Origin of the sequence: Tenacibaculum retecalamus, assembly GCF_027941755.1 — a bacterium.
GTDB classification, from domain to species: domain Bacteria; phylum Bacteroidota; class Bacteroidia; order Flavobacteriales; family Flavobacteriaceae; genus Polaribacter; species Polaribacter haliotis_B.
The window spans coordinates 1,862,049-1,879,379 of sequence record NZ_CP115916.1 but is presented as its reverse complement, the minus strand read 5'-3'; the positions used below and the strand labels follow the sequence as shown (position 1 = coordinate 1,879,379).

General features: G+C 29.0%; 13 protein-coding genes and 1 pseudogene. 6 read left to right on the top strand and 8 right to left on the bottom strand.

Features of this window, described 5'->3' with window-relative positions; translation table 11 throughout:
- Positions 1 to 651: 651 nt before the first annotated feature.
- Positions 652 to 2,115, top strand: coding sequence for an HsdM family class I SAM-dependent methyltransferase (locus PG912_RS08860; RefSeq protein WP_275687256.1), 1,464 nt, complete (start codon positions 652 to 654; stop codon positions 2,113 to 2,115).
- On the opposite strand, the gene PG912_RS08855 is transcribed toward PG912_RS08860, so the two are convergent.
- The 8 genes and pseudogenes from PG912_RS08855 to PG912_RS08820 form a co-directional block, all read right to left on the bottom strand.
- Positions 2,102 to 2,836: a hypothetical protein gene (locus PG912_RS08855; RefSeq protein WP_275687255.1), complete on the bottom strand. Its 735-nt coding sequence runs from the start codon at positions 2,834 to 2,836 to the stop codon at positions 2,102 to 2,104. The two genes, PG912_RS08860 and PG912_RS08855, sit on opposite strands and share 14 nt — an antisense overlap.
- Positions 2,833 to 3,045 (bottom strand): helix-turn-helix domain-containing protein, encoded by a 213-nt coding sequence (locus tag PG912_RS08850; RefSeq protein WP_275687254.1) that lies wholly within the window; start codon positions 3,043 to 3,045, stop codon positions 2,833 to 2,835. Before PG912_RS08850 ends, PG912_RS08855 begins: the two co-directional genes overlap by 4 nt.
- Before the next feature lie 762 nt (positions 3,046 to 3,807).
- On the bottom strand, positions 3,808 to 4,866 hold the full coding sequence (locus PG912_RS08845) for a PQQ-binding-like beta-propeller repeat protein (protein WP_275687253.1): 1,059 nt from the start codon (positions 4,864 to 4,866) through the stop codon (positions 3,808 to 3,810).
- A gap of 26 nt (positions 4,867 to 4,892) precedes the next feature.
- Positions 4,893 to 5,896 (bottom strand): annotated as a pseudogene (locus PG912_RS08840) (IS30 family transposase).
- 209 nt (positions 5,897 to 6,105) lie between these two features.
- On the bottom strand, positions 6,106 to 6,477 hold the full coding sequence (locus tag PG912_RS08835; RefSeq protein ID WP_275687252.1) for a hypothetical protein: 372 nt from the start codon (positions 6,475 to 6,477) through the stop codon (positions 6,106 to 6,108).
- A 176-nt stretch (positions 6,478 to 6,653) separates the two neighbouring features.
- Positions 6,654 to 7,622: a peptidoglycan DD-metalloendopeptidase family protein gene (locus PG912_RS08830; RefSeq protein ID WP_275687251.1), complete on the bottom strand. Its 969-nt coding sequence runs from the start codon at positions 7,620 to 7,622 to the stop codon at positions 6,654 to 6,656.
- Positions 7,623 to 7,627: 5 nt separating this feature from the next.
- Entirely contained in the window at positions 7,628 to 8,260 is a 633-nt protein-coding gene (locus PG912_RS08825) for a hypothetical protein (RefSeq protein WP_275687250.1), read from the bottom strand.
- A gap of 1 nt (position 8,261) precedes the next feature.
- Positions 8,262 to 8,771: an RNA polymerase sigma factor gene (locus PG912_RS08820; RefSeq protein ID WP_275687249.1), complete on the bottom strand. Its 510-nt coding sequence runs from the start codon at positions 8,769 to 8,771 to the stop codon at positions 8,262 to 8,264.
- A gap of 1,587 nt (positions 8,772 to 10,358) precedes the next feature.
- Here PG912_RS08820 and PG912_RS08815 point away from each other — a divergent pair.
- From PG912_RS08815 to PG912_RS08795, 5 genes are all read left to right on the top strand, one after another.
- Positions 10,359 to 11,576, top strand: a complete 1,218-nt coding sequence (locus PG912_RS08815) for a site-specific integrase (RefSeq protein WP_275687248.1) — start codon at positions 10,359 to 10,361, stop codon at positions 11,574 to 11,576.
- A gap of 3 nt (positions 11,577 to 11,579) precedes the next feature.
- Positions 11,580 to 12,827 (top strand): hypothetical protein, encoded by a 1,248-nt coding sequence (locus PG912_RS08810; protein ID WP_275687247.1) that lies wholly within the window; start codon positions 11,580 to 11,582, stop codon positions 12,825 to 12,827.
- Positions 12,828 to 12,959: 132 nt separating this feature from the next.
- The gene (locus PG912_RS08805; protein WP_275687246.1) at positions 12,960 to 13,244 is read left to right on the top strand and encodes a helix-turn-helix domain-containing protein; all 285 of its coding nucleotides are present in this window, start codon (positions 12,960 to 12,962) and stop codon (positions 13,242 to 13,244) included.
- Between the two features lie 5 nt (positions 13,245 to 13,249).
- Positions 13,250 to 14,143, top strand: a complete 894-nt coding sequence (locus PG912_RS08800; RefSeq protein WP_275687245.1) for a hypothetical protein — start codon at positions 13,250 to 13,252, stop codon at positions 14,141 to 14,143.
- A 117-nt stretch (positions 14,144 to 14,260) separates the two neighbouring features.
- On the top strand, positions 14,261 to 17,329 hold the full coding sequence (locus PG912_RS08795) for a type I restriction endonuclease subunit R (protein WP_275687244.1): 3,069 nt from the start codon (positions 14,261 to 14,263) through the stop codon (positions 17,327 to 17,329).
- Positions 17,330 to 17,331 lie beyond the last annotated feature (2 nt).

Here is a 17,331-nt window from a genome sequence, read left to right as displayed (position 1 = left end):
TTTAGCAATAAATTATGCACATTGTTGGCAAATGCGTTTTTACGATTAATAATTCCATTTTAGTTTTTCAATATTTTCAAAATTCAGAGTTTGAGTAAACAATTCCGCAAAGATTTTCAATTCCGCAAAGTTGCTAAATTCCGCAAGAGTGATTTTTTGCATTCAGTTCTGTTTTTGTCAGTTTTTAAAATTCTGTTTGAGTAAGAATTCCGCAAAGTTGCTCTAAAGTTGGGATTGTTATTTTTCCAGTGTTGACAGAAAAACGTAACTTAAATTCGAATTACTCTACAATTAATTACTTGTTTTTAACTCAGAATTGTTTCCGTCTGAGTGATTTCTAAAGTTTTTGCCAACGGTCTTGTATATGAAAAGTAGCGGATTTTTAAGTACTAACTTTTCCGTTTATTACTGACTTTAAAAATATGAAATTCACTTTGATTAAGCACTAAAGCCGCTATTTTTTATATACGTTGTTACCCACTGGCTTTATTCCGTTCAGATTGGTTTTCAGCGTTGGCTTGAAAGCTCTTTTGATTTTTGAGGTACGAAAAAAGCAAATGTGCTTGAAAATCGGCAGGTATTTTTTTTCATACATTTGTTTAATTCAAAAATTGTGATTAGATTTGCATACTATAATTAGCAAAATATAAAATGGGTAGATTTGAGAAAGTATTAGTTAATGATAATGGAATCGATAAAAGAGATTCTGGTTATTATTCTACCCCAGATTTTGTGTCTGATTATATTAGTAACGAATTGCTCGAATTAAATCCAAATGGGAAAAAAGTTTTAGACCCAGCAGTTGGAGATGAAGAGTTGCTTAAGTCTTTTTTTATTCACGGAAAAGAAATTGATAGTTTTGATGTCATTGAGCACGGAAATATTCAGTATTCTAATTTTTTAAAACAAGATTTTATAGCTTTTTATAAAGAGCAAAAGGAGTCCTTATTTTTTTCTAACGGCATTAATTTAGATTATGACTATTACATTGCAAATCCACCTTATAATTGTCACGAGTTAGATTATATCAAAGATAATAAAAGCGAGTTAAAGAAATTATTCGGTAATGTTGGTGTTCATAATATGTACTCAATGTTTTTATCCGCAATTGTTGACTGTGCTAAAGAAGGAGCGTTAATTGGTGTGATTGTATCAGATTCTTTTTTGACTGCTACTATGCACTCTGGATTAAGACAGCAACTACTTGATAGTTGTTCAATTCATCAATTGATATTATGTCCAAATGATTTGTTTTGGTCTCAAAAAGCTGATGTTAGAACTTGTATAATGGTTTTACAAAAAGGGAAACAATTTCAAGATAAAGTTAAAGTTTCAAATAGACCAAAAAACGCAAAAGATTTAGAGAGAATTCTTGAAACTAAAGATTTTTTAGAAGTAGAAGTAGAGGAGATAGTTTTAAGTAAAAAGAAAACAGCAAATCAATTTATTATTGATATTGATAAAGATATCTTGTCATTATTTCAAAATCCAAGAATAGGAGAAGTCTTCAATTGTATAACAGGAATCTCAACAGGGAATGACAAAAAATATTTATCAAAAGAAAAAAAGCAAGGCTTTGAAATTCCATTTTATAAAAATCCTGGTTCTAAAAAATTCGTAACAACAGAAGATGCTTATTTAATAGACCATTTTATGGATGAATCCTTAATTGTTAAGGATTTTATGGTTAGAAATAAGAAATTTGTTTTTAATGAAGGCATCACTTGTTCATCAATGGGATTACCATTTAGTGCTTGTTATTTACCTGAAAACTCAACATTTGGAGTTAATCCAAATATCTTCACACCCAAAGAAGACCTCTTTTGGGTGTTAGCGTACCTGAATAGTCATTTAATTACTTATTTGGTAAGAGGTGTTCTTATAAGGTCTAATATGGTTACTTCTGGTTATATTTCACAATTACCAATTATTCCTTTCAATGATAAGGAGAAAGACAAATTAACTAAAATTTCCAAAAAAGTTTTAAATTCTGAAATGAAGATTAATATTGCAATAAATAAAATAAATGCAATAGTTTATAATAATCTAAAATTGAATGAAAGTATTATTGAAAAGATAGACGATTTTGCTCTTAATTTATCTAAAAGAGTGTAGGGTCTAATTCGTCTCCATTTTCTTGAACTTCTTTCCACCTTCCTTTACTTTTTTTTAAGTATTTACCTGCTGGTTCTCGAATTATATCTCCTGCTTTTGCATCTTTTTTCATTTGTGCAAAATCTAATGCATCAATAAATAATTTGTGAAATTCTGTATTTGACCTTTTTACAGCATCATTTATATCTTTATAATATGCAGATTGAAGATTCCCATTATTACTTGGGTTTACATAAATATCTTTAATCCAAGCAATGGGAAATACAGTTGCGTGGTCAATTTCTATTGACATATCATCATTAAATTTTATGAAAAAAGTACCAACAAAAAATGTTTTATTGATGTCTTCAGCATAGAATTCTTTTAAACCTATACCTTTTGAAATATCATCTTTATTTTTTCTTCCTCCTAATACAGCTGATTTAATATTTATATATATAGGAGTATTATTACCAGTTATTTTACATTCAAAATCAAAGACAGAGACTTCAGAGTCAGAAGGAGTTACACTTTGTAACTTAAAATCATTATGGTCTTGTTCTAAATTTTGGGTTATTATCTCTTCTAAAATCCTCCAAACGGTTCTTCCTTTAGCTGCATTTCTCCAGCCAAAAGGGAATTGTTCTTTTGTACCAATTTGGATTTTATTAATCTTAGCTACTAATAAATCAAAGCTTTCTTGTAAACCTACACGTAGTACTTCTATTTGTTCTGCTGTCATATCAACTCTTTAATATTTACTTCAAGTGCATTAGCAATTTTTTCAATATTTAAAAGAGTTATATTTTTTTCCGCTCTTTCAATCATACCTATGTAAGTTCTATGTAAATCAGCCTTATGAGCCAATTCCTCTTGAGAAAGTCCTTTTTCCTTTCGGATTTCTCGAACTTTTTCTCCAAAATTTATAAGTATGTCTTTTTTTGTTTTCATTGCTAATCAAAGTATGCAAAGCTAACTTTAGTATTCAGCTTAAACAACAGACTATAATTAGCATTATTAGTCAGAGGTAGGAGAAAAGTAATGTGTGCGATAGCACTCTTTACTTTTGTGCGGCTGGTTTTCAGCTTGTGGGTAACGGCTTTGTGCTTATAGTTTGTTGCGTAAATTTAGCGAAAAAATAATAGATAAAACACAGACTTTTACGCTTGCGAGGTTTTTCCGCAGGAAAAACTGTAACCGCAATAAATTATGCACATTGTTGCAAGTTGTGGTTTTTCGGTTAATAATTCCATTTTTTGCTTTCTAATATTTTCGAAATTCAGCGTTTGAGTAAATAATTCCGCAAAGATTTTCAACTCCGCAAAGTTGCTAAATTCCGCAAGAGTGATTTCCTGCGTTCAGTTCTGTTTTTGTCAATTTTTTAAAATTCCGTTTGAGTAAGAATTCCGTAAAATTACTCTAAATTTGGGATTGTTATTTTTCCAGTGTTGACAGAAAAATGTAACTTAAATTAGTATTATTCTACAATAAATTTCTTATTTTTTAATTCATAATTGTTTCCGTCCGAGTGATTTCCGCCATTACTTGCAACGTTTAATATATGGCAAGTAGGGTAGTTAAAAGCGAAAAACTCTCAAGCTTGCACTAAGCCAAATTTAAACATTTTGTTTTTAAATTTTTTATTTACTAAAGCCAAATTTTATATTTGGCGTACTCACATATAACTCAGGATTTTGATGAACCACTGAAACCCTATTTGCTATATATGTTGTTGCCAGTAGTTTTTTTAATGTTTATTTCATTTTCTCCATTTGTATTCAGTAAATGTTTTACTTCTACTCGATAGCTTTCATTTCGAATTGTTACATGATAATTTTGCTTTAACTCTTCAAAATTGAATTCTACTTTTTTACCAGAATCTATTTCTATAAATCCTTGTTCATTATAAGCCCGATACCAAATTATGTCATCACTAACTATGTTAAAATCTACAATATCTCTATTATCAAAATTCTGAGACCATTTGGCCTTTCCAGTTTCCAAATCAAAACAGTATATAACAGAAAACATATCATGCGCGATAATTTCATTTTTAGTGGATAGTACTTTTTCAAGTTGCATATCAGTCGATACTTCCCACTCTATTTTGCCTGTTTTATAATCTAAACATTTTAATATATTAGGATTACTATTGTACTCGTGTGTTGAATAAATCATTCTATCTCCTGAAAAAACAGGTATTGTGTTTCCTTTTCCTTTTTCATAATGTTTGACTAATTCTCCTGATGACGCGTCAAATTCATATATACCATTTGAGATTGAGCTAACTATTAAGTTATTATTAATTTGATTAATTACATGTCCGGCATATGAAGAATTTAGTTTATTCGTCCACACTAGTTGACCATCTTTTGTGAAAGCATAAATATCACCTACATAAGTACTAAAATAGATTCTATTTTTATTAATAGAAATAGGTTGAGAAGCATAGGTATCGACCTTATGTTTCCATACAACCTTTCCATTTTTAAGGCTTAAGCAATAAAGGAAATTATCACCCTTAGAAATATTAATTGTATTGACATATAATTTATCATCAGATGTAAAAGCATTTTGTAAACCTCTCTGATCAAACTTATTAATCCAATATTCGTCTATTTTAAATTCGTGATAAGGCTCAGAAGGTTTGTATTTGAATTCGCTATAAGATTCATTATCGTTTTGTTTAGAATCTTGATTACAAGAACAAACAATAGATAAAGTTAGTGTAAATATTATTATTTGTTTCTTGGATTCAACGTTGTAACGCAACAGATCGTTATTAATTTTTGATGTTACTAAGCTACGTTTTTTAGCTCAATATTGATCATTTCTTGGGGTGTTTTATAACCAATAATTTTTCGAGGTCTATTGTTTAGTTTTTGCTGAATAATTTGCAGCTGATTTTCGCTTATTTCATTAAAGTTTGTTCCTTTAGGAAGGTATCTTCTAATGAGTCCATTCGTATTTTCGTTAGTGCCTCTTTCCCAAGAAGAATATGGGTGAGCAAAGTAAATTTTCATACCTGTTTTTTCAGTAATTTTTTGGTGTCTAGCCATTTCAATTCCGTTGTCGTAAGTCATAGATTTTTTAAATTTAGCGTTTAATTGATTTAACATTTTAGAAAATACATCAGCAACTTCATCTGCTTTTTGGAGTTTAATTTTAATATTAAAGTGAACCTTGTTTTCCGTTCTACGATGGTTCCTATAGCACTTTTATTGTCTTTTCCAATTACTAAATCGCCTTCCCAATGTCCAACTTCATGTCTAAGTTCAATATGCTTTGGTCTATTGTCAATACTGACTTGATTAACTATTACACTTCCTTTTCCACGTCTTTTTTTAGAAGGTATTCGTCTTGTTTTTTTGCGAACAAGCAGCTTGATTAGTTTTTTGTTTAAACTGGCCTGTGGTCTAGTGTAAATGTATCTATATATTGCTTCGTGAGAAATGGACATAATAGGATCATTGGGATGCAATTCTTTAAGTCTACCAGAAATTTGTTCAGGAGTCCAATTAGATAAAAGTCCTTTATAGACAAAAAATCTTAATAGAGAATATGTGCTTATTTTATCACGATTTCTTTTGTTAGCGTAATCATCTTTAGCGTTCCAATGTGCTAATTCTGCATCGTAATTATCTTCTTTATTTTGTACCCATTTGTTGATTTCTCTAGAAATTGTAGAAGGTGTTCTACTAAGAGTTTTAGCAATATAAGCTTTGGTCTTTTTTTCGTTTAAAAGTGTCTGAATAATCACTCTTTCTTTAAGGCTAAGTCTTCTGTGTTTTTTTACTGTCATTTTACAAATCTATAATTTTAGATTTGTTGCGTTAAGTTATTGAATGCAGCCCTGTTTTTTCGTGCTTGTGGCTAACGTTTATGTATAAGAATAGTTGCGGGTTTGCGTGCGAGGATTTTCCGCAGGAAAATCAGATGTAGCAAACACGCAACTACCTTTGTTTAAGCACAAACACCGCAATTATTTTTATACGGTGTTGTAGTGCGTTTTTATTTTTTCAGTTTGAATTGCTTAATTCCGATTTCAAAAACCAACTCATTATTTAATTCAATTTGTTTTCCATTACGGTCATAAAATTCCGCGAAAACTTTGTTCTTATCTATTACTTCTAAAATCACTCCTTTTTGTCCAACTTTCAGTTCCGAATTCAGATTTTCAGTCAGCTCAATATTTTTATAGAGTAATTTTTTCTCAAGTGCTTTTTTCGGTTTAATTGGTTTTGCTTTAAGTCCGAAAATTTTAACACGAATAAATTCAATACCTTTTTTGAATAATCTATAAATTCCGAGTATGATTCCGTGAAATATAAATTCAACGAATATTCGACCAATAATTTCCCCTAAAATCTCAATTACAATCACAATTATTAAATCAGTTTTTCGGTTTTCTCAAATGCACTACAACGTGTTTGTGTATGATTTCGTTGCGTGTTTCAGCAACTAAATTAGTAAACAAAAACGAACCAGAGGAAATTCCGAAGGAATTTCCAAGTAGGCTAGAACTAGCAATGAATTATACACGGTGTTGGCAGTAGTTTTTATTTATTTTTTACTTTTTCCATTTTAACTGGGGAATAATCTTTTTTCACCTCTCCGTCAACTAAAATGTTCTCAAAGTAGGATTTAGTTCCAGTAGCCTTATTAATATCTTCAACATTTTGAATGTGAAAATGTATGTGTGGTTCTGTAGAATTTCCAGAATTTCCACATAGACCTAATAAATCTCCTTGTTTTACCATTTGGCCTTGCTTTACAACAATGGAATGTTGTTTAAAATGTGCGAAGAAAAAATATTCATTGTTTTTGGTTTTTATAATAACTGTATTTCCCGGAACATATAATGGATTTGGTATTCCTGGTTTGTTATCTTTAATGCCATCAACAACTAACAAAATTTCTCCGTCTGTTGGTGCAATAAGTTGTTTTCCGAAGGCATAAAAATTTTCATTGGTTTTTCCATCATTTTCATAGCTCTTGCCTTGTGAATTCGTAATCACAAAATCAAAAGCATTTTTTTGTGCTTTGTCAATTACATGATAGTTCAGTTCTTTTGTGTCACCTCCCCAAAGTACGATCCACTCTTCATTAAAAGGGAGTTTTAATGAAGAAAAATTACGGGTAAGTTCTGGTAATTTTTCTTCCTTAAATGGTTTTACCATTAATCCGTTAATGTTAGAATTTTCATCCACAGAAATATAAAGAGCGACTACAACACGTTCAAAGTTTGTTTTGTATAAAGCAACTTTTGGTTGTTCATATTTTACAAAGGATTTTGTTTTGATATAACCAGCTTCCGATTTTAAACCGCTTAAAAAAGCAAGCGTTTTATCGTGTGGCATAAAGTTTTTCATTTCGTTGGCAAACATTGTATAAATACCTTCATAATCATTGGTATTGTACTTTTGTTGAAACTTGCTTGCAACAGTTTTTGAAACTTCACTTTCCTCTTGAGCAAAAGTGTTATTGGTTACTAAAAAAGACATTAGTATAAATAGGATATGTTTCATTGTTTTTATTTTATTTGTTCTTGCATTTTTTCAATGCTCTTTATCATAGGGTTTACATCCCTGTTTAAGGCTCTTTTATTTACCCAAAAAGTAAATGCATAAAACAATGCTAAACCTATTATTGTTATTGTTTTTAAATTAGAAGTAAGTGGTAATAAGCTTTCTGCTATACTATTATTCCAATTATAATCAGTTGGGTTTTCTAACCCTAGAATGAATATAAAATTCATAATAAAAGGTGGGATAGCATACCAATATAAAGCAGAATCTAATAGTTTTGCTTGCTGTACCATCATATATTTCTGATGATTAAGTTGTTCCGATAATGATAATGAAAAATCAGTTTTATTATTCTGTATTTTTGATTTTCTAAATTTTAAAATAACAAATCCAAACCAAGCTATTGCCAACCCACAAGCTACTTTTGTAATAGGAAATGGGATTTCGAATAATAAATAGGCAAAAAGAAGTATTCCAAATATTGACGCAGAAATCTCTCTAACATCTCTATTTCTGATCTTTTTCTGGATACTATTTATTTTAGTATTCAATTCTTCAGTCAGTTGTTTTGTTTCAATTGATATTTGTTCAGGTTGAGAAGAATTATTCCAAATATCTTTTAATTCTTGTTCTAGCATTTTAATTGATTTTTGGAGTGATACATTCAAATAATTTTTTTCTGATTCGCTTCATTTTAACAGCGATATGATTTTCTGATAATCCTGTGATTTTTGCAATTTCTTTATAGGATAAATCATCTAAATAAAGGACAATAAGAGAAGTGTCCGTTTCATTTAATGCTGAAATACATTCTTTTAAATATTGAAATTTTTCTTGTTTAGAAGTGTCAATTTCTTTTTCTATGGGTATAAAATGAATAGATTCAAATCGGTCTGTTTTCCTATTGCTTTTATCAAATTTCATTTTTTTACGCAAGCAAACATTAACAGTAATCTTATATATCCACGTATCAATAGATGATTTACCTTTGAAGTTTTTAAGAGATTTCCAAATTTCAAAAATAACTTCTTGAAATAGGTCTTGTGGTTCTATTGGAGAAACAGCATAAATATTACAAATCCTGTATATTTTATACTTATTCCTTTCAAGAATTTCTTCAAAAAATTCATCATCTTTATTTTTTCCCATTATATTTAGATGTTTCAGAATATCAATACTTTCATTTAATTATATTTCTAGTTTTTTTCTTTTTTCAAATTGTTTTTAGATGAATTTATAAGTAAAAATTCAATAAAGAAACCGCAGATTAAGATAAGGCTAATCTCCTTATTTGATTCACCTAATACTTGGTAGCAAACTATGAGCAAAATAGCCCAAACTATGCTGCTTATTATTTGAATTTTTGTTAGAACTTGAATTAATTCTTTTGTGTTTTTCATTTTCTTAAAATTTAAATTATAGATTTTTAATGTCTCTATTATAGTTAGTGACAGGCTTTAAGAAAATATGACAGAAAATAGTAATTTTTTGTTTCGGAGAGTTTTTTTTTAATTACTGCCAACGGCTTTGTGCTTATAGTTTGTTGCGTAAATTTAGCGAAAAAATAATAAATAAAACACAGACTTTTACGCTTGCGAGGTTTTTCCGCAGGAAAAACTGTTTAGCAATAAATTATGCACATTGTTGCCCACAGTAGTTTTTTTCGGTTAATAATTCCATTTTTTGCTTTCTAATATTTTCAAAATTCAGCGTTTGAGTAAACAATTCCGCAAAGATTTTCAATTCCGCAAAATTGCTAAATTCCGCAAGAGTGATTTTCTACGTTCAGTTCTGTTTTTGTCAATTTTTAAAATTCCGTTTGAGTAATAATTCCATAAAATTGCTCTAAAGTTGGGATTGTTATTTTTCCAGTGTTGACAGAAAAACGTAACTTAAATTAGAGTTATTCTACAATTAATTTCTTGCTTTTTAACTCAGAATTGTTTCCGTCTGAGTGATTTCCGCTATTGTGGGCAACGGCTTTGTGCTTATAGTTTGTTGCGTAAATTTAGCGAAAAAATAATAAATAAAACACAGACTTTTACGCTTGCGAGGTTTTTCCGCAGGAAAAACTGTTTAGCAATAAATTATGCACATTGTTGCCCACAGTAGTTTTTTTCGGTTAATAATTCCATTTTTTGCTTTCTAATATTTTCAAAATTCAGCGTTTGAGTAAACAATTCCGCAAAGATTTTCAATTCCGCAAAATTGCTAAATTCCGCAAGAGTGATTTTCTACGTTCAGTTCTGTTTTTGTCAATTTTTAAAATTCCGTTTGAGTAATAATTCCATAAAATTGCTCTAAAGTTGGGATTGTTATTTTTCCAGTGTTGACAGAAAAACGTAACTTAAATTAGAGTTATTCTACAATTAATTTCTTGCTTTTTAACTCAGAATTGTTTCCGTCTGAGTGATTTCCGCTATTGTGGGCAACGTGTTTGTGTATGATTAGTTGCGTGATTAAGCACGGAATTTAGTAAATAAAAACCGAATAGAAAATCCGTGAGGATTTTCGTAAGTAGGCGAGAACCAAGCAATTAATTATACACGGTGTTGTCTAACTATTATATCTAATTTCTTTTAATTTCACTTAAACCCTTATAAATAAAGGGTTTTGTTGTTTTAGGTGATGCAAAATAATGTAATAAAATACAATAAAAAGCATTGTTTGTTGTACCTATTGTTGTACCTTAGTATTAGATTGCACTCTGTTGCACCTATTCTAAACCAATAAGTTATGGCTTCAATAAAACTAATTTTAAAAAAATCAAAAGTAGATAAGTCTGGAAAAGCACCTTTATATTTAAGAGTGATAAAAGACCGAAAAACTAAATTCATTTCTTTAAGCTTAAAATTAGAGCCTAACGAATGGGATGAGGATAAACAAAAGGTTAGAAAAAATCATAGTAACTCTACACGACTAAATAGTTACATTTCTCAAAAGGTTGCAGATGCACAAGGACAAATAGCAGATTTAGAAACTAAAAATCAATCCACATCAGCAAGAAAACTAAAAGAAGCTATAAAGGGAAAACCGTTAGTTAATTTCTTTGAGTATGCATACAATCGATGCGAAAAACAAAAAGACACTTTAGCGCTATCAACATATAACAACTATAAAAATTACCTTAAAAAGTTTGAAAAGTTTATAGGCCATAAAGAGTTAGTGTTTGATGATATTACGGTAACGACATTAAAAGACTATGCTGGTTACTGTAGCACCACTTTAGGTAACAATAATACAACGATAAATTTTTCTTTAAAGATTCTAGGCTTAATGTTTAAAGAAGCGCAGAGAGAGGATTTAATACCGTTAAATCATTTTCCTTTTAGTAAATTTAAAGTCAAGAAAGCAAAAAGTACAAAACGTTTTTTAACTGCCGAACAGTTAGAAGCTTTTATTAAATTAGAGGTTTCAGATAAAGCAAAGGCGCAAATCATAAAAGATATGTTTTTGTTTTCTGTCTTTTCAGGTGGTTTAAGGTTTGGAGATATAATAGAGTTAAAGTGGAATAATTACAATCCTAAAACGCATAAAATAACTAAGACAATACGCAAAACAAACAGACAGCATAGTCTTAGAATTGGGCAAGTTGCAATAGATATTTTAGAAAAATATAAAACTGAAAATGTAAATCAAGACGATATAATATTTCCTTTCGCAAATATTGATAACGATTATTTTACAGACAGAGAACAAAGAGCAAAAGTAGTAAGACAAGCAATAGCGTTAAGCAATATGTATCTAACTAAAATGGGTGAAACTTTGGAATTACCATTTTCTTTAACCTTTCATATTAGCAGACATACATTTGCTACAAGAGCATTAAACAATGGTATGAGAATAGAACACGTATCTAAATTAATGGATCATTCTGATATTGGAATAACACAGGTTTATGCAAAAATTATAAGTAGTGAATTAGATAATGCAGTAGATAAATACATAAATTAAAAAATGGGAGAATATTCAAAAATAGAATTAGCATTATTAGAAAAGTTTACAGAAGCTATTGATACTTTCATAGAATTAAAAACTTATAGTGAAACGGATAAAGACAAAATGATGTTTGTATCTTGTGTAAATGAGGATGAAAAACACGACTTCACAAAAAGTGAAATCAAAAAAATGCAAAAGAAACTTGCAAAATGTAGCCCAGATATTGCAGGATATTTGACTTGTTATATTAATCCTTCAACACTTGATTTAGATGGAGACTCAATATACGATTATAGAAAACGCTTAGTAAGGAATTTTCTATCTAGTGAAATTAATGATGTGTTAGAGGTTTTAAAGTCAAAGTTTAAAACATTAAAATCTATAGAAGAAGTTTACGAGTCATTTTGGGAAGAAGTAATTGAAGATGGCGAATACGGTATTGATAATAAATTTATGACTCATTTCATAAAATATATGGCAATTGCAGAAAGATTAATCACTTTTAAGAGCTTATTAGAGTATCGTTTAGAAGAGTCAGAAACCGAATCAGAAGATACTAACGAGATTTACGATTTACTTGATACTATTAGAAGTAAAGACCATACAGACTTACAATTATATAATATAGTAAAAGAACGCACGCAATTAAATAAAGATGCTTTACAGTACTTGTATAAAGATATAGAAGTGTATTTGTTTGGTGCAAAAGATGATTTTGAATGTAATTATTCCGAAGATGAAACCGAACAAGCAATTGAAGATTTAAAAGCCAAAGGTAATACAGAGGACGATTTAATAATGTTAGGTTACATTAAAAAAGGTAAGGCTTTAGATATTAAGACAAACGATTTAACTTTAGATTATACTTATATCAATAAAGAGAAATTATTCTTTCCTTTAGAGTTTTTTCCTATTTACCAATTACAAGGTTTAATTAATGCCGAATTATCTAAAATTCAAGAAAAGGAAGACCTAATAAATCCACAAGTTAAAAGCACACCAAAACTTAAAACAGACCTTTCCGTTCCTCAATTAGCATTATTATTTAAAATGATAAATGACTTAAAGCCTAAAATATTTAATACAAAATCAGATGCCGAATTATTCCGTTTCATATCTGCTAATTTCCAAACTAAAAAATCTACAGAAAAAGGAATAAGTACACAGAAATTAAGAAACGAATGTAATAGTCCAGATTTAAAAGCTATCGAATTTTGGGAAAAACATCTACATACAATGCTATCAGAATTAAGAAAATTAAAATAATTTATTTCCATTCAGGTCAATATTTATAAGGGTTTTGCGTAGGGTTATATAACCATATGTAACTGTTTTTGCTTCCTTTGTTAACTCATATTTGCTTTATAATTAAATAATTAACATTTAAAAAAGAAGTAAATGGAAGCAGTAATTTTAACATCAGAGCAGTACAACGAATTAGTATCAAGATTAGACAAATTAAACACTACTTTAGAATCTAATCAAAAACCATCAAAAGAAACTTTTCTCGACAATCAAGAGTTTATCCAGCTAATGCATATTAGTAAGCGTACAGCGCAAACGTGGAGAGACGAAGGAAAAATATCATTTTCTCAAATAGGTAGTAAAATTTACTACAAGATGAAAGATGTAGAAGTCTTACTGGATAAAAACTATAATAAAGCCTTTAAAAATAAAAGGTAGTCGTTTTGTACGACACACTTAAAATAAAGCATCAAGTAATACAATTACCTAAAGAAGTTATAGAACAACAAGAAAGCCCATTTTTTTGGAAAGGCTTAAAATGGATACCTATTTTCAATAAGAAAACAAATCAAGTTAAAGCTTATGAAACCACAGTAAATAACTTAAAACTTGAATTAAAAGGAAATATAATCTCTTGTAATAACTCATTGCAAAAATGGTATATGGGTAATAATTACGAGTTGTTTTCATATTCACAGGTCGTTAAGGCATTTCAGAAATTAGATAGTGTTTTACCTTTCAATGTGTATGATGCTAATATTCATTATGTAGCGGTAGGCACAGTTATAGAAGAAGAAGCACAACCAATTCTAAATCCTTGGTTAAGTCTAAATGGTAAAACACCGATACCAATGTTAGGTGCTAATAAACAATACGGTAAAAAATTCTATCTAACAGATTATAATGTTAAAGGCTATGATAAAACTTTTGAAGTAAAAACACACGACCGTAATACAATAGGCAAATCATTATTTCGGTTCGAGTTAGAAATTTACACACGTAATCTAAACAATCGTAAAAATGCTATTGGTATTTATACCGTTAAAGATTTAATAGATAAAAAGAAATATAAAATGTTAGCAGATGAGTTATTAAGTAAATACGATAAAATAGAAAAACAACAAAGTATTCCATTATCAAAGCTTACTAATAAAGAAAAAGAGGTTTTAGCATTATTTCAAAATCAAGAGATATTAAAACAGTACAAAATAGATCATTCTGAAACTTATGATAACAGACGTAAAGTGTATAATAAACTAAAAAATCTATCCAATAATAAGCAATTAGCTCACATAAATGAGCAAATAAAAAATAGTTTAAAAGAGGTGTTATTTTAGCACTTGTAATATAACATAAAACAGGGGTAAAAAGTAAATGTGGGAATCCTCATAATAAAACCAATATATATTTATATTTTTATAGTTCCCTTAGAGCTTAATCAATCAAAAAACTAAATGAAATTCAACGAAGATTCAAGAGTAAAAATACCATCAATATTACATCTTACTCGATTAGGGTATAAATATTTATCATTAAAGGGAGCGGTTTGGAATGAAGAAACAAACATATTTACAGATATATTCATTGATAGCATCCAGAAAATCAATCACGATTTAGATAAAGACGAAGCTAAAAGACTATTAAGTGATGTTTCATTGCTTTTAGATAATGAAGATTTAGGAAAAGCATTCTATGAGAGATTAAGTCAAAAAACTGGACATAAGATTATTGATTTTGAAAACTTTGAAAACAATACATTTAATGTTGTTACAGAACTAACTTATAAAAATGGTGATGAAGAGTTTAGACCAGATATAATTCTTTTAGTTAATGGGTTGCCTTTAGTTTTTATAGAAGTTAAAAAGCCTAATAACAGAGAAGGTATTATTGCAGAACGAAATAGAATAAACAAGAGATTCCAAAATAAAAAGTTTAGACGTTTTGTAAACATTACACAGTTAATGGTATTCTCTAATAATATGGAATACGATAGTGATGATGTAGATACAGTTCAAGGTGTATTTTATGCTTCACCATCATATCACAAACCAATATTTAATTATTTCAGAGAAGAAGAAACGTTTGATTTAGAAAGTCTTTTGTTACCTGAAAATGATGCTACAGAAAACGAAGTTTTAAAAGATAACAACTTAGTTATTATTAAACATTCGCCAGAGTTTTTAACCAATAAAGATTCCAATACACCAACAAATAGAGTCTCTACTTCTTTATTCTCTAAAGATAGATTGTCTTTTGTGCTACAGTATGCAATAGCTTATGTAAATGAAAGTTCAGGCTTACAAAAACATATAATGCGTTATCCGCAATTATTTGCAACAAAAGCAATAGAGAATAAATTAAATGAGGGTATAAGAAAAGGAATCATTTGGCATACACAAGGAAGTGGTAAAACAGCATTGACGTATTACAATGTTAAGTTTCTAACAGACTATTATCAAAAACAAAATGTAATACCAAAATTCTATTTTATAGTAGATAGATTAGACCTGTTAATTCAAGCCAAAAGAGAGTTTACAAGCAGAGGTTTAACGGTTCATATTGTTAATTCTCGTACTGAGTTTGTAGCAGACATTAAATCTAAAGCAGCATTACATAACGAAAGAGGAAACGCAGAAATTACAGTAGTTAATATTCAAAAATTTTCAGATGATGCTAAAATAGTAACAGAACAAGATTATGATATAAATATTCAACGTGTGTATTTCTTAGATGAAGTACATCGTAGTTATAATCCAGAAGGTAGTTTCTTAGCAAATTTAGAGCAGTCAGATAAAAACGCTATTAAAATTGGATTAACCGGTACACCTTTATTGGGTACAGAATATAATTCTAAAACCTTGTTTGGCGATTATATTCATAAGTACTACTACAATGCATCTATTGCAGATGGTTATACACTAAAACTAATTAGAGAGGAAATAGCATCTAATTATAAAATGGTTTTAGAACAAGCCTTAAAAGAAATTAAAGTATTACAAGGTGATGTTCCTAAAAAGAAAATTTATGCAGATGTACGTTTTGCAGAACCAATGTTAGATTACATTGTTGAAGATTTTGAAAGTTTTAGGTTAATGAATAATGATGCTTCCGTTGGTGCAATGGTAGTATGTGATAGTTCAGATCAAGCTAAAATGTTATTTGAAATATTTAATAATAAATATAGAGATAGTGATGCTGTTGTTTTAGATAAAGTAGCAGAGGAAAGAGAATCTTACGGAGATAAAAAAAGAGAAAGTTATAAAGTAAAAAAAGCAGCTTTAATTCTTCACGACATAGGTACTAAAGAAGAACGTAAACAAGAAGTAGAAGATTTTAAAGATGGTAAAATAGATTTTCTTTTTGTTTACAATATGTTATTAACTGGTTTCGATGCTAAAAGGCTAAAGAAATTATATATAGGTCGTTTAATTAAAAAACATAATTTATTACAAACTTTAACCAGAGTAAACAGAACTTATAAAGATTATAAATATGGTTTTGTAGTTGATTTTGCAGATATTAAAGCAGAGTTTGATAAAACCAATAAAGACTATTTTGAAGAGCTTCAAGAGGTTTTAGGTGATGAAATGGAGCATTACTCTAACATCTTTAAATCTAAAGAAGAAATTCAAGAAGAAATAGCAGATATAAAAGAGATATTATTTCATTATGATACTTTAAACGCTGAAAACTTCTCACAGCAAATTTCTCAAATATCAGACCGTAAAAAAATGTTAGGTTTAGTAAAGGCTTTAGGTAATGCTAAAAGTCTGTACAATCTAATTCGTTTATTTGGGCATTATGAGTTGTTAGAAAAAGTAGATTTTAAAAAGCTTTCAGTATTGTATAGAGAAGCTAATAATCACTTACAGTTACTAAATCAAAAGGAAGCGTTAGAAAATAATATAGATACTACCAATCTATTAAATGTAGCCTTAGAAGATGTAGTGTTTATGTTTAATAAGGTTGGAGAAGAAGAACTAATCTTAGCAGACCAACTAAAAGATACGCTTCGTAAAACAAGAGAAGAATTAGCAAGTAATTTTGACAAAAAAGACCCTGAATTTGTAAGTTTGTACGATGAATTAGAGCGTCTCTTTAAAAAGAAAAAACTAAACGAAGTAACGCAAGACGATATGAAAGCTAATATTGGAGCGTTAAAAGAAATTCACGCAAAAATATTAGAGTTAAATAGACAAAATAAATTACTACAAGCTAAATATGATAACGATCCTAAATACTGTCGTATTCATAAACGATTAGTAGAAAAAGGTGGTTTAACAAAAAGAGAAAGCCAATTATTTGAAGCTTTGCAATCGGTTAAAAGTGAAGCAGACCTGCAAGTAATACAGAATAGTAGGTTATTACAAAATGAAGGCTATTTAGATAAGATGATGATAAAATTGGTTATTAATCAATTTGTAAAACAAAATAATATTAAACTAAATCCAGAGACTTCTAAATTCATTAATAATTTAGTAGTGCAAGAATATACTAACGAATTTCACGGGCGAACAGCTTAGAT

Excerpts from the sequence above, each read along its gene's own strand:
- PG912_RS08860 (WP_275687256.1), top strand. The coding sequence starts at position 652 with ATGGGTAGATTTGAGAAAGTATTAGTTAATGATAATGGAATCGATAAA.
- PG912_RS08855 (WP_275687255.1), bottom strand. The coding sequence starts at position 2,836 with ATGACAGCAGAACAAATAGAAGTACTACGTGTAGGTTTACAAGAAAGC.
- PG912_RS08850 (WP_275687254.1), bottom strand. The coding sequence starts at position 3,045 with ATGAAAACAAAAAAAGACATACTTATAAATTTTGGAGAAAAAGTTCGA.
- PG912_RS08830 (WP_275687251.1), bottom strand. The coding sequence starts at position 7,622 with ATGAAACATATCCTATTTATACTAATGTCTTTTTTAGTAACCAATAAC.
- PG912_RS08825 (WP_275687250.1), bottom strand. The coding sequence starts at position 8,260 with ATGCTAGAACAAGAATTAAAAGATATTTGGAATAATTCTTCTCAACCT.
- PG912_RS08820 (WP_275687249.1), bottom strand. The coding sequence starts at position 8,771 with ATGGGAAAAAATAAAGATGATGAATTTTTTGAAGAAATTCTTGAAAGG.
- PG912_RS08815 (WP_275687248.1), top strand. The coding sequence starts at position 10,359 with ATGGCTTCAATAAAACTAATTTTAAAAAAATCAAAAGTAGATAAGTCT.
- PG912_RS08810 (WP_275687247.1), top strand. The coding sequence starts at position 11,580 with ATGGGAGAATATTCAAAAATAGAATTAGCATTATTAGAAAAGTTTACA.
- PG912_RS08805 (WP_275687246.1), top strand. The coding sequence starts at position 12,960 with ATGGAAGCAGTAATTTTAACATCAGAGCAGTACAACGAATTAGTATCA.
- PG912_RS08795 (WP_275687244.1), top strand. The coding sequence starts at position 14,261 with ATGAAATTCAACGAAGATTCAAGAGTAAAAATACCATCAATATTACAT.